12 protein-coding genes are annotated in these 13,024 nt (G+C 72.5%); 8 read left to right on the top strand and 4 right to left on the bottom strand.

The window, feature by feature from the left end; translation table 11 throughout:
• Window positions 1–244: BlaI/MecI/CopY family transcriptional regulator (locus HGBR_RS20245; protein WP_019159755.1), on the bottom strand; the 244-nt coding region annotated here is incomplete at its 3' end.
• Window positions 245–497: 253 nt separating this feature from the next.
• Here HGBR_RS20245 and HGBR_RS12860 point away from each other — a divergent pair.
• Genes HGBR_RS12860 through cydC form a run of 3 tightly spaced genes read left to right on the top strand, consistent with a single transcriptional unit; the run spans window position 498 to window position 6,717 of the window.
• Window positions 498–2,084 (top strand): cytochrome ubiquinol oxidase subunit I, encoded by a 1,587-nt coding sequence (locus tag HGBR_RS12860; RefSeq protein ID WP_019159754.1) that lies wholly within the window; start codon window positions 498–500, stop codon window positions 2,082–2,084.
• A 30-nt stretch (window positions 2,085–2,114) separates the two neighbouring features.
• Window positions 2,115–3,170 carry a cytochrome d ubiquinol oxidase subunit II gene (cydB, locus tag HGBR_RS12855; protein ID WP_019159753.1) on the top strand — a complete coding sequence of 352 codons (1,056 nt, stop codon included), beginning with the start codon at window positions 2,115–2,117 and terminating at the stop codon, window positions 3,168–3,170.
• Window positions 3,171–3,186: 16 nt separating this feature from the next.
• Entirely contained in the window at window positions 3,187–6,717 is a 3,531-nt protein-coding gene (gene cydC, locus HGBR_RS17945; RefSeq protein WP_019159752.1) for a thiol reductant ABC exporter subunit CydC, read from the top strand.
• A gap of 3 nt (window positions 6,718–6,720) precedes the next feature.
• On the opposite strand, the gene sepH is transcribed toward cydC, so the two are convergent.
• Window positions 6,721–8,073 (bottom strand): septation protein SepH, encoded by a 1,353-nt coding sequence (gene sepH, locus HGBR_RS19970; protein WP_019159751.1) that lies wholly within the window; start codon window positions 8,071–8,073, stop codon window positions 6,721–6,723.
• Between the two features lie 169 nt (window positions 8,074–8,242).
• On the opposite strand from sepH, the gene HGBR_RS12840 reads away from it, so the two are divergent.
• Entirely contained in the window at window positions 8,243–9,358 is a 1,116-nt protein-coding gene (locus HGBR_RS12840) for a ferrochelatase (RefSeq protein ID WP_019159750.1), read from the top strand.
• 13 nt (window positions 9,359–9,371) lie between these two features.
• Here HGBR_RS12840 and HGBR_RS12835 read toward each other — a convergent pair whose 3' ends face one another.
• Window positions 9,372–9,596 carry a hypothetical protein gene (locus tag HGBR_RS12835; protein ID WP_019159749.1) on the bottom strand — a complete coding sequence of 75 codons (225 nt, stop codon included), beginning with the start codon at window positions 9,594–9,596 and terminating at the stop codon, window positions 9,372–9,374.
• Between the two features lie 269 nt (window positions 9,597–9,865).
• Here HGBR_RS12835 and HGBR_RS12830 point away from each other — a divergent pair, with 269 nt between their 5' ends.
• The gene (locus tag HGBR_RS12830; RefSeq protein ID WP_019159748.1) at window positions 9,866–10,165 is read left to right on the top strand and encodes a DUF4193 domain-containing protein; all 300 of its coding nucleotides are present in this window, start codon (window positions 9,866–9,868) and stop codon (window positions 10,163–10,165) included.
• Window positions 10,166–10,280: 115 nt separating this feature from the next.
• On the opposite strand, the gene HGBR_RS12825 is transcribed toward HGBR_RS12830, so the two are convergent.
• Entirely contained in the window at window positions 10,281–10,748 is a 468-nt protein-coding gene (locus HGBR_RS12825) for a DUF3093 domain-containing protein (RefSeq protein WP_019159747.1), read from the bottom strand.
• A 54-nt stretch (window positions 10,749–10,802) separates the two neighbouring features.
• Between HGBR_RS12825 and dut the strand changes: the two genes are divergently transcribed.
• The 3 genes from dut to HGBR_RS17935 all read left to right on the top strand — a co-directional run.
• The gene (gene dut, locus HGBR_RS12820) at window positions 10,803–11,294 is read left to right on the top strand and encodes a dUTP diphosphatase (RefSeq protein ID WP_019159746.1); all 492 of its coding nucleotides are present in this window, start codon (window positions 10,803–10,805) and stop codon (window positions 11,292–11,294) included.
• Between the two features lie 88 nt (window positions 11,295–11,382).
• A complete protein-coding gene (locus HGBR_RS12815; protein WP_019159745.1) occupies window positions 11,383–12,207 on the top strand; it encodes a DUF3710 domain-containing protein in 825 nt (274 codons plus the stop codon).
• A gap of 33 nt (window positions 12,208–12,240) precedes the next feature.
• Window positions 12,241–13,024: TRAM domain-containing protein (locus tag HGBR_RS17935; protein ID WP_019159744.1), on the top strand; the 784-nt coding region annotated here is incomplete at its 3' end.

Here is a 13,024-nt window from a genome sequence, read left to right as displayed (position 1 = left end):
CCTCGGCCAGCAGATCCGTCACGTGCTCCTCCTTGCTGGAGGCGGAGCTGTAGACGTGGGGCCGCGTGGTGCGGTCGCGCACCACGTAGTCCTTCTTCTCCAGGCGGGTGAGCACGGTGTGGACGGTGGTGAGGGCGAGCCCGCGGTCGGCCAGGAGGTCGCGCAGAGCGGCGGCGGTGAGCCCGTCGCGCTGCGACCACAGGACGTCCATGACGTCGCGCTCGAGCTCTCCCAGGTTGTCCAATGCGTCTCCTTCAACCAGCCGCGCGTGCACGATCGGACCCGGTCGGACGACGGGGAGTGCACGTGAGGACTGAATCTACCACGCGGCCCTGTCCGCAGGCTGGGAGCCGCTGCCCGCCTCACCGTCCGCATCGTGAGATGAAAGTGGAGATGGAGTGATCCGTCGTCGGCATCCGTCTCCGGGGGTCAGTATTCTACGAGCTGTAGAACGTTCGCCGGAGCGGCGGACCGCATCGCCTCACGCAGGAGGACCCGTGGAATTCGATCCCGTGCTGATCGCCCGCTGGCAGTTCGGCATCACCACCGTCTATCACTTCTGGATGGTGCCCCTCACCCTGGGACTGGGCCTGCTGGTCGCCGTCCTGCAGACGATGTGGCACCGGACGGGGAACGAGGTGTGGCTGCGCGCCACCAAGTTCTGGGGCAAGCTCTACCTCATCAACTTCATCATGGGCGTGGCCACGGGCCTCGTCCAGGAGTTCCAGTTCGGCATGGCCTGGAGCGAGTACTCGCGGTTCGTGGGCGATGTGTTCGGCGCTCCGCTGGCCATGGAGGCGCTCCTGGCGTTCTTCCTCGAGTCGACCTTCATCGGCCTGTGGATCTTCGGCTGGGGCCGCCTGAGCCGGCGCGTCCACCTGACGGTGCTCTGGTGCGCCGTCATCGGCTCGTGGATCTCCGCCTACTTCATCATCGTCGCGAACTCGTGGATGCAGCACCCCGTGGGCGTCGAGATGATCGACGGCCGGCCGGTCATGACGGACGTGTGGGCGGTGCTCACGAACAACACGGCACTCGCGGCGACCTCGCACACGATCGCCGGCGCAGTCTCCGTGGGCGCGGCGTTCCTGCTGGGCATCGCGTGGCACCACCTGTGGCGCCGCCGCACGGACGGCATCGACACCGTCGACGGATCCGGCCGCGTCGTCGTGGGCGAGGCGTCGGACGTGCCGGGTCGCGACAGGACGGACTACCTCGTGTGGTGGAGGTCCCTGCGCGTGGGCGCGTGGGTCGCGGTCTTCTCGTTCGCCGCGGTCGCGCTCACCGGCGACATCCAGGCCAAGCTCATGTACGAGCAGCAGCCCATGAAGATGGCCTCCGCGGAGGCCGCATGCCACGACGGCACCCAGTTCTCCGTCCTGACGGTGGGGAACCTCGACTCGAACGACTGCGACGACGTCACCCCCGTCATCGAGATCCCCGGCGTCCTGTCGTTCCTGGCGAACGGCGACTTCACGACGGACGTGCCCGGCGTCCAGCCCCTCATCCCGGAGTACCAGGAGGCCTACGGCACGCACCTGCCGGACGACCCGATGTACGGGAAGTACGCGGGGCAGGAGATCGACTACCAGCCGTCCATGTTCGTCACGTACTGGGGCTTCCGCATCATGATCGGCTTCGGCGCGCTGGCGGCGGCCGCGGCGGTCTTCGCCCTCATCGTCACGCGGAAGGGCACCGTGCCGCAGTCGAAGTTCCTCTCCCGCCTGGCGCTGTGGGGCATCGCCGCGCCCTTCATCGCGAACTCCGCGGGCTGGATCTTCACGGAGATGGGCCGGCAGCCGTTCGTCGTGGCGCCCAACCCGGACCCGTCCGGGATCGACGGGGTGTTCCTCTTCACCGCCGCCGCCGTCTCGCCCACGGTGACCCCGGCGATGCTGCTCACGTCCCTGGCCGTGTTCGCCCTGCTGTACGGCGTGCTCATGGTGTTCGAGCTCAAGCTCATCATCCAGTACGCGCGCGGCGGCGTCGTCTCCGCGATGCCGGAGCTGGCGCACGACCGATCCGCCAACACCCGCGCGACCGCCACCGGCGACGAGGACGACGTCCTGTCGTTCGCCTACTGACTTTCGGACACGGAGACTCAAGGAGACGTCATGGCTGAAGCGCTGCCCGTCATCTGGTTCATCCTCATCGCCGTCCTCTGGCTGGGATACCTCTTCCTCGAGGGATTCGACCTGGGGATCGGAATGCTCATGAAGACGTTCGCCCGCGACGAGCGGGAGCGGCGTCTGCTGCTCAACACGATCGGGCCCGTGTGGGACGGGAACGAGGTGTGGCTCATCACCGCCGGCGGTGCGATGTTCGCCGCGTTCCCCCTCTGGTACGCGGGGCTCTTCTCCGCCCTGTACCTGCCGCTCACCGTCGCACTCGTGGGCCTCATCCTCCGCGCGGTCGCGATCGAGTACCGCGGGAAGCGGGGCACCTCCCAGCGGTGGGTGGACGGCTGGACGTGGTGCCTGGCGATCGGCTCGTTCCTCGCGGCGTTCTGCGTGGGGGCGATGCTGGCGCTCACGACGACCGGTCTGCCGCTGAACGAGAACGGCGACAACGTGGGCGGCGCGTTCTCGTGGGTGACCGTCCCCGCGCTGCTGGGCGGGGTGGGCACCGTCTGCTTCGCGGTGCTGCACGGGCTCCTGTTCCTCACGCTCAAGACGGACGGCGACGTCCGCGTCCGGGCGCGCCTGCTGGCGACCCGCTGGGCGCCCGTCCTCCTCCTGCCGCTGGTGGGCTGGGTCGTGTGGGTCCAGGTCCAGTCGTCCGGCGGCGTGCTGGGATGGTCGCTCGTCGCGGTCGCCGCGATCGCGGCCGTGTACTCGTGGACCCGACTGCGGGCGGGCGGCGAGGTCTCCGCGTTCCTGGGCCAGTCGGTGTTCCTCACCGCGGGCGTCGCCGCGATCTTCACGACGGTGTTCCCGGTGGTGCTGCCGTCGACCCTCGACCCGGCCCACGACCTCACGGTCCACACCGCGTCCTCGTCCGGGTACACACTGGGGGTCATGTTCGTCGTCGCCGTCGTCGCTGTCCCGGCCGTCCTGTGCTACCAGATCTGGAGCTACTCCGTCTTCGCGAAGCGACTGACGGTCGACCACATCCCGCCCGCCCACACCGTGCCCGCCGCCATCCGCGGCCACGCGTCGCTGACCGTCTGAGGAGACCCGTCCGCCCATGCGCTCACGGAACGCCCGCACCGCTGACCCGTCCCCGTCCCGGCGGACCGCTCCCGAGGCCCCGGCCCGGTCGCCGCTCCGTCTCGCGCTGGCCTCGCCGGCCGGGAGGGCGGGACTCCGGGCGGCCTCGGTCGTCGCCGCCGTGCAGGCGGTGGGGCTCGTGCTCGTCGCGGACGCGCTGGCCCGGGGCGTCGTGCGCGCGATGGCGGGGGAGGACCTGCGCGGTCCGCTGCTGACGGGCCTCGTGGGCGTGCTGTGCCAGGCGTCGGCCGCGTGGGCGGGCAAGGCCTCGGGGGCCCGGAGCTCCGCGGGGGCGAAGACCGGAATGCGCAGGCGCTTCATCGCCCGCGTGTTCGCCGGCGGCGGCCGGGACGTGCGCGGGACGGACGGGTCGCTGGCCCTCCTGGCGACCCGCTCGCTCGATGAGATCGACGACTACTTCACCGCCGTCATCCCGGCCCTGACCGCCAGTGCGGTCGTCCCGCTGGTGGTGGGCGCCCGCATCCTCTGGTCGGACTGGGTCAGCGCGCTCATCATCGTCCTGACCCTGCCGCTCGTGCCGCTCTTCATGATCCTCATCGGCCGCTACACGGAGGAGCGGGTCGAGGACGCCACCCGAGCGCTGGACCGACTGTCCGGCCACCTCGTCGAGCTGGCGCGCGGGGTGCCGGTCCTCGTGGGCCTGGGACGGCTGCGGGCGCAGACCGACGCGCTGCGCGAGGTCTCCGAACGGTACCGGGATACGACGATGACGACCCTGCGCGTCGCGTTCCTGTCCGCGCTGGCCCTCGAACTCATCGCGACCCTGTCCGTCGCGGTCGTCGCAGTCTTCGTAGGCGTCCGGCTGGTGTACGGGCACATGAGCCTCGAGGACGGGCTGCTGGCGCTCATCCTGGCACCGGAGGCCTACCTGCCGCTGCGCCGGCTGGGAGCGGCCTTCCACTCGACGGAGAACGGTCTGGCCGCGCACGACCGCATTGACGCCGTCATCGGCGCGCCGGTCGCCGCCGCTCGTGTGCGCAAGGGGACGGGCGTGCGCGTCCGGAGCCTCACGCTGCGCTACGGGACGGACGCGCCGCCCGTGCTCGCGGACGCCACCGCCCACCTGGGCGATGGCGGGCTCACGGCGGTGACCGGGGCCTCGGGAGCGGGGAAGTCCAGCCTCCTCGAGCTGCTGGCCGGACTCCTGCGCGCCGGCGACGGCACGGTGGTGACCGGAAGCCTCGAGGCCCCCGGGCCGGTCGCCTATGCGCCGCAGAGCCCCCGCACCGTTGCGCGGACGGTGGCGGACGAGATCGCGCTGCGGCTGCCGGCGGCGCTGCGGGACGCGGACGCCGCGGACCCCGACCGCCGGGCGGCCGTCGAGAGGTGCCTGGAGTTCGCGCAGCTGAACGTCGACCCCGACTTCCCGTGCGCCGCGCTGAGCCCCGGACAGCAGCGGAGGCTGTCGCTGGCGCGTGTGCGTGCGTCCGTGCTGGCCGGTGCCCGCCTCGTCCTCGTCGACGAGCCCACCGCCCATCTGGACGAGACGACCGCCGCCGGTGTGCGTGCGGGGCTGCTGGAGCTCAGCCGCGAAGTGCTCGTCCTCGCGGCGACCCACGACGGGGAGCTGGTCCGCAGCGCCGACCGCGTCGTGCGCGTGGCCGACGGGCGGATCGAGGAGCAGGCGGCCGGGACGGTCGCGCAGGACTGCCGTGCGACAGCACAGGATGCGGGGCAGCGGGGGGACGCGGCGGCAGTGCCCCGAGCGGTCCTGAGCGGCGACGTCGTGAGCCCGGAGGACATGACCGGGGACGTCGCGTCTGCCGGGACGTCGGCGCGCGAGCGCGAGCACGCGCAGCTGAGCGCGCCCGCCGCGGTCGCGGCGCCCACGACGGGCACGCTCGTGCGACGCCTGGTCCGCGCGGTCGACCCGTTCAGTCGGAAGTTCCTCGTCGCGGTGCTGTTCGGCGTGCTCTCGACGGCCGCCGGGGCCGCACTCACGGGAGTGTCCGCGTGGCTCATCGTCCGCGCCTCCGCGCAGCCGCCCATCATGTACCTGCTCGTCGCGATCGTGGGCGTGCGGTTCTTCGGGCTGTCGCGCTCCGTCTTCGCCTACGCGCAGCGCCTGTGGCTGCACGACGCGGTGCTGGACTCGCTCACACGACTGCGCACCCGCCTGTGGGCCGGCTTGGCCCGCCGCGGCACCGCCGACCGGCGGATCGCCCGCGGCGGGGGTGCGCTGCGGGCGCTCATCGCGGACGTGGACGACATCCGCGACCTGGTGCCCCGGGTCGTGCTGCCGCCGCTCGTCGCCGTCATCGTGGGCGCCGCCGCCGTCATCGCACTGTTCATCATCCATCCCGCGGCCGGGTGGACGCTGGTCGCCGCGCTGCTGGTCGCACTGGTGCCGGCGTCCGCCCTGGCCCTCGCGGCGGACCGGCGGGCCGGCGTCGTCCGGGTCGAGGCGCGCGGACGGGTGCTGGCGGGGGTCGAGGCGCTGCTGGCGGCCCGGGACGATCTGAGCCCGGACGGCGCCTGGCGCGCCCCGGCGGCGCGTCTGGCCGCCGAGGACGAGCGGGCCTCCGCCAGCGAGCGCCGCGCGCTGCGGGCGACGGGCCTGGGCGAGTCCGTCGTGGTCGCCGCGACGACCGCGGCGGCACTCGTGATCCTCCTGCTGCTGGGACCCGCCACCGGCGCCGGCGACCTGTCCGGCGAGATGCTGGCCGTCGCCGTCCTGCTGCCCCTGGGCCTGACGGACGCGCTGCTGGACTCGCTGTCCGCCGTGCAGCAGTGGCCGGCACTGCGCCGGGTGCTGGGCCGCATCGACGACTTGGACGACGATCGCAGGGGCGACGACAGCGGGGACGGAGAGGCCGCGGTGGACACCGCGATCCGCAGTCTGGCGGTCGAGGACCTCACTCTGCGCTGGCCCGGCGCTGCGACTCCGACGGTCGACGGGCTGAGCGCGGACTTCCCGCTGCCCGGGCTCACGCTCGTGACGGGACCGTCGGGGTCCGGCAAGACGACGCTCGTGAGCGCCCTGCTGCGGTTCCTCGACGCGGAGGCGGGACAGGTCCGTCTCAACGGACAGGACGCGGCGTCGCTGACCCCTGAGGACGTCGCCGGGCGGATCGCCTGGTGCCCGCAGGAGGCGCACGTCTTCGACTCGACGCTGCGGGGGAATCTGCTCATCAGCCGCGACCGCGCGGACGCGCCCACGGACGCGGAGCTGGAGCACGCGCTGGAGCAGGCGGGGCTGGGCGACCTCCTTCTGGACCGGGGCCTGGACGCCCGGGTGGGGGCCTCCGGCTCCTCGCTGTCCGGCGGTCAGCGGCAGCGGCTGGCGGTGGCGCGCACCCTGCTGGTGGGAGCCGACGCGGTCATCCTCGACGAGCCCACCGCGCACCTGGACGAGGAGACGGCGCACGCACTGGTGCGCGATCTCGACGAGGCGCTGGCCGAGGTGGGCACCCTCGTCGTCACGCACGATGAGGGGCTCGTCCGCCTGGCGGACCCGGAGGGCACGGCGACCCGAATCCGCCTGTGAGCGTCAGTCGCGCCCGCGTCCGCCGAACATGATCTCGTCCCAGCTGGGGACGGAGGCGCGGCCGCGCCGGCGCTGGCTCTGCGGCTCCTCGTCCTCCGCCTGGGGTGCGGGTGCGGCCTCGTCCGCTGTGGGCGCCGCGGGCGTGCGGTCCTGGGTCTCCGGGTCGACGAGGTCCGTGGGGCCCGTTGCGAACGGGTCCCGGTCCTCAGCGCCCTCCGACGTCTCGTCCAGACCGGCCGACCAGCCGGCGAGGGCCGGGTCGTCGAGCAGGGACGGATGATCGCTGCCCGGACCGTCCGCGGCCGCGGGCTCCGCTGCGGGAGTCTCTGCGGCCTCGGGCACGGGCGGGGCCTGCGGCGGCTCGACCGGTGCGTCGAACCGGGGGGTGCCGATCGGCTCCGTGTGACGGTCGCGCTGCACGGGGGCGGGAGCGTCCGCGTCCGTCGTCTGCGGAAGTGCGACGATCCGGGAGTCCTGCGCCTCCTCCGGCCGGCTGGGCGCGGTGTGGGCGCCGTCGATCGCGGTGTCGTCCGCATCGCCCACGAGGCGCAGTCCTCCGGCACCGGGTGCAGGGGACTCCTCCACCGCCGGGCGCGGTGTGGGACCCGTGTCGCCGGGAGCAGGTGCGACCCCGCGCCTGCGACGCAGGCTCTCGAGGATCCGCCCCGTCTCCGTCTGGTGGTCGCGGGCCGGGGCGGGCCGTGCGGCGGGCGCCGCCGGCAGCGGGGAGGAGGCGGCGGTGCGGCGGCGCTCCTCGCCGGAGCCGTAGTCGGGGATCGGCCCGGAATCCGTGGGTCCGGTGTCCGACAGCCAGCGCGCCTCGTCGTCCTGTGCGACGACGGAACCGCGGGTGTAGGTCCAGCCGGCGGAGCGGGGGCGTCCGCCCGCGGTGAAGGTCAGCTCGACGTACCAGGTGCCGTCCTGCCGCTTCCACGCGTCCCAGTCCGCCGTCTCCGGATCGACCTCGCGCAGTGCCAGCCGCGTGTCGACCAGCTCCTGCAGCGGGGTGGGCGCGCCGCTGTCGGAGTCCGGATACACGATGACGCGGCTGGCCTGCTGCGCCGTGTGCCGTCGCTCGGAGAGCACGGGGCCCTCGTACCGTCGGATGTGCTCGATGTCCTCACCGGTCGCCTCCGCGACCTCCTCGGCGGACAGCCCCTGGCGGATCATCGCCTGGATGTCGCGGGGACGCAGCGCCTCACCGCGCGGCGTCTCTGCCGCGTGCGCGCTGCGGGCCCGGCGGACGGCACCGATGAGTGCGTCGTCCACCGCCAGTCGATGCTCCGCGCCCGTGGGGTCGACGAGGACGAGAGAATCCTCATCCTCCGTCAGGCCGCGCAGGGTCAGTTGGCTCATCGTGGATTCCTCCTCGCACGTGATGACTGCCCTCGATCGTGTCACGGAGGACGCGTGCGGGTGGGGATGTCCGTCCGCGCGTCGCATGATTCGTTCGCGGACTGAGACCGCTGCGACCGGGTGCGGGACCGCACGGGCGAGGCGGGGTCGACCCGATACGCTGGAGCACGTGACCCACTCAGACCTTGCACCATTCGACGCAGTCGTCCTCATGTCCTTCGGCGGACCGGAGAAAGACGAGGACGTGCTGCCCTTCCTCAAGAACGTGACGACCGGTCGGGGGATCCCCGACGAGCGGCTCGTCGAGGTGGGCGAGCACTACTACGGCTTCGGCGGGAAGTCGCCCATCAACGATCAGAACCGCGCACTGCTGGCGGCGCTGACGGACGAGCTGGCCGCCCGCGGCCACGACGTGCCGCTGGTGTGGGGCAACCGCAACTGGGACCCCTTCCTCACGGACGTCGCGCGGGAGCTGGCGCAGGGGTCCGGGACGGCGCGCCTCCTGGCGATCGACACGTCCGCGTACTCGAGCTACTCGTCGTGCCGGCAGTACAGAGAGGACTTCGCGCTCACGGCGCAGACGCTCGCGGAGGAGGGACTGCGGGTCGAGTTCGACAAGATCCGGCAGTACTACAACCACCCCGGTTTCGCCGGTGCGGAGCTCGACTGCGTCCGCGAGGGGCTGGACCGGCTGGCAGAGCAGACCGGCGGTCTGGATCCCGCACGGCACCGGATCCTCTACGTCACGCACTCGATCCCCGCCGTCATGGAGTCCGCCTCCCAGGCGCGGACCATCGGCTACGAGGCGCAGCACCGCCAGCTCATCGACTGGCTGAGCGACCAGCTGGGCGAGCGGCACTCCCTGCCGTCCGAGCTCGTGTTCTGCTCCCGGTCCGGCGCCCCGCACGTCCCGTGGTCGGAGCCGGACGTCAACGATCGGATGGAGGAGCTCTCCCAGGAGGGTGTCACCGGTGTGGTGCTGGTCCCGATCGGGTTCGTCTCCGATCACATGGAGGTCAAGTTCGACCTCGACACCGAGGCCGCGGAGACTGCCGGACGTCTGGGCCTCGACTTCGTGCGCGCCGGGACCGTGGGCACACGGTCCGCTTTCGTCGCGGGGCTCGTTGATCTGCTGGAGGAGCGCGCCGCCCAGGTGCGCGGCGAACCGGTCGAGGCTCCCGCGGTCACACGGGAGGGCGCACTGGTCCCCACCAGCGGCGCCTGTGCGATCGACTGCTGCCGGGGAGTGCTCGAGCGTGCGACCCAGCCCGACTGGTCGGCCTGACCCCGTCGCGGGGTCAGCCCTGCGGGTCGGGGATGATCGGCAGCGTGCCGGTCTCCGCCGCCAGCACCGCCTCCATCTGCGTCGTGTCGACGTCACTGCGGTCCGCGACGTCGATGAGCGTCTCGAGCTGCTGCAGCAGCACGTCCACCAGGTGATCGTCCTCGTCGGCGCGCGCCTCCGCGAGCTTCTGCCGCAGCTCCGCGATCCTCTCGTCCAGGGCCGTCTGGAATCCCCTCACGCGTCCTCCTCGTGGTGCTCCTCCGGCGGGCTCTGCGCTGCTCGCGAGCCCGGTCCGATCATGTGCGTCTCGTCTCCGATGGTGCCCCCACGACCTGGCAGTTCCTGGGGAAGACATGGACTGCGCGGGAATCCGACGTGAATCACACAAGATACCTGCGAGACGGTCTTGCGCGAAGGGGGTCATCCATGCAGAATGCAGGGGACACAGCGGCGGAGGCTCCTCAGCACCCCGCGCAGACCCCAGTTCCCGGAGAGTGATCACGCCTGATGGCAACCGACTACGATGCGCCCAAGAAGCAGGATGAGGAAGTCAGCAGCGACTCGATCGAGGAGCTGAAGGCGCAGCGCAACCAGCAGATGGCCAGCCGCGTGGATGTGGACGAGGACGAGGCCGTCGCAGCGGAGGGATTCGAGCTCCCGGGAGCCGATCTCTCCAACGAGGAGCTGTCCGTCCGCGTGCTCCCCAAGCAGAACGACGAGTTCACCTGCATGGAGTGCTTCCTGGTCCGTCACCGCTCGCAGCTGGCGGACGCGGACGCGATGATCTGCACCGACTGCATGGGCTGAGCCGCCGCTCCGGGCACCAGCCGGAACTGGAGGAGGGGAGGGACCTCACGGTCCCTCCCCTCCTTTCGTCTGTGCGCGTGCCGTGTGGGCGCAGGTCCCGATCGAACGACGCGCGTCAGTCGCGGCCCGGGTCCAGGACTGCGGCCAGCTCGTCCGCGCGGCGCGTCGAGACGAGCCAGTAGGGGGTGGGGTCCGCGGGGTCGTCGATCTCCACGCGGACGACGGTCTTCGCCCACGGGCGGAGGATGAGGAAGGCGCGGGCGTCCAGCAGACGGCCGCGCTGCGCGAAGGACTCCTCCTCGTCGTGCGCGGTGGCACCCGTGATGTGGGTGCGCTCGATGTGCGCGCGCCCCGCCGTGAACAGGTCGTCCGTCACCGTGATGCGGGTCGACAGTGAGACCATCCAGAGGACGACCGCCGCCCCCACGACCAGCGGGGTGATGACGGCGCCCACAGGGGTGAGCGGCAGGGCGAGCAGGGACGTCATCGCGGACAGGGCCAGGGCGATGATCCACCACCCCGCGCTGGGGGTGACGCGCTCGCGGAACACGACGGACGACGAGGTCGGGGAGACGGGGGCCATGCGTCCATCCTCCCACAGCGACTGCGCGCGGGATCCGCTGTGTAGAGTGGCGCCGTGACCCAGCAGAGTGCAGACGACAGGCGACCGCGGATCCGCGTCCAGGCGCTTCGCCCCGACGCGACGACCCCCTCCTACGCGCACCCCGGTGATGCCGGAGCGGACCTGTGTGCGGCGGACGATCTGGAGCTCGCGCCCTTCGAGCGCGCACTCGTGCCCACCGGTCTGGCGATCGCGCTGCCGGAGGGCCACGTGGGCCTCATCCACCCGCGTTCCGGGCTGTCGTCGAAGCACGGGATCACCGTCGTGAACGCGCCCGGCACGATCGATGCCGGATACCGGGGCGAGATCCGCGTCCCCCTCATCAACCTGGACCCGCGGACCCCGTACGCGATCCGGCGCGGCGACCGCATCGCCCAGCTGGTCGTCCAGCGCGTCGAGCATGCGCGGTTCGTGACCGTCGACGCGCTGGACGACGAGCGCCTGGATGTCACGGCCCGGGGCGCCGGCGGCTTCGGGTCGACCGGCGGCTTCGCACCCGCACCCTGACCGTCCGCACCCTGACCGCGCCCGCCGCCGGCCGCAGCGGACGAGGACGGCACTAGACTCGTGAGGGCACAGCCCGAAGGAAGGATCCATGGGACTTTTCGACCGTTTCAAGAAGGACCGCCCGGCACCGGACGCGGACGATGCGCGGGACGTCGACGCGCAGGACGTCGAGGACTCCGCGGACCCGTCGGAGGAGCTCGAGCCCCAGACCGATGCGGGCGCCGACGACGATCCGGACATCGATCCCAAGGAGGCGCCGCGGGATCGCAGTGAGAAGGGTCCGTTCGACGCGGACGAGGCGGTGCCGGAGGCGCATCGGCTGCAGCTGGGGCCCTTGGCGGTCCCCGTCATCGACGGCATGCAGATCCGCCTGGAGACGGAGAAGGACTCCGATCGCATCCTGGGCGTCACGATGGTCCACGGCGGTGGGGCGATGCAGCTGCAGGTGTTCGCGGCCCCGCGCGGCGAGGGGATCTGGAAGTCCGTCCGCCAGGAGATCGCCGACGGCGTGCGCACGCGCAAGGGCAAAGCGGACGAGCTGTACACCGACCTGGGCAACGAGCTGGTCTCGCAGGTCCCGGTCCGCACGAAGGACGGCCGCACCGGGGTGCGCGTCACCCGCTTCGCCGGGATCGACGGACCGCGCTGGTTCCTGCGCGCGGTCTTCTCCGGCACCGCGGTGACGGACAAGGAGACGCGGACCGCACTCGTGGGCCTGCTGCGCGGTGCGGTCGTGGATCGCGGCACGGAGGCCCGCCCGCCGCGCGAGCTGCTGCCGCTCGTCGCCCCCACCCTCACGACCCCCGAGCCCGGCAAGCCCGCGGAGCAGGTCACCACCGGCGCACAGCCCGCAGCTGCGGCGGATGACATCGATCCCTTCGAGCGCGGACCGGAGATCGCCGAGGTCCGGTGACCTCCGATCCCCGCCGTCCGCTCCCACGCTCCCGTGTCCGCCACCCCACCGGTCACCCTCTCGATCCTGCGCCCCGCAGCGGGCGGTGAGTCGATCGCCCACCACGACGGGCGGACGGTGTTCGTCACCGGGGCCATCCCGGGGGAGACGGTCGACGCCGTCGTCACCGGCGCGTCGAGCAGGGTGCTGCGCGCCACCGTCACCGCCGTCCGCGAGGCCTCGCCGCACCGCGTCCCCGACCGCCGCGAGGCGATGGGCGTGCCCGGTGCCGGCGGCATCGAGTTCGCCCACGTCGCGCTGGCGCACTCCCGCGTCCTCAAGGAGGAGGCCGCGGCGGACCAGCTGCGCCGGATCGGCGGGATCGACCCCGCCGCGGTGGACTTCGCCCTGCACCCGGCACCCTCCGAGGCACCGTCCGGGGGAGCGGACGACACCGATCCCGAGGCCGGCACCCGCTGGCGCACCCGCGTCCAGTCCGCAGTCCACCCGGACGGGCGGCCGGGCATGCTGGAGGCCGGCTCCCACCGCGTCGTCCCCGTCGAGGGCGACGCCCTGCCACTGGCGGTCCCGGAGCTCGATGCGCTGCACCTGACCCGCCGCCGCTTCCCCGGCGTCACGCGCATCGAGCTGGCTGCGGGCACCGATTCCGGTGCGATCGTGCTGCGGGGTCCCGATGCCGCAGCGGCCGCGCAGGACCTCGTGCCCGTCCTCGAGCACGTTCCGGGGGACTGGAGCGTCCTGAGCGCACCGGCGGCGCCCGCTCCGTCCGTGGGATCGGCGGCGCGGCGGTCCGGCGGTCGCCGGTCGCGCGGACGCG

The organism is Brevibacterium senegalense (assembly GCF_000285835.1).
Lineage (GTDB): Bacteria > Actinomycetota > Actinomycetes > Actinomycetales > Brevibacteriaceae > Brevibacterium > Brevibacterium senegalense.
This window is presented reverse-complemented; position numbering and strand designations above follow the sequence as displayed.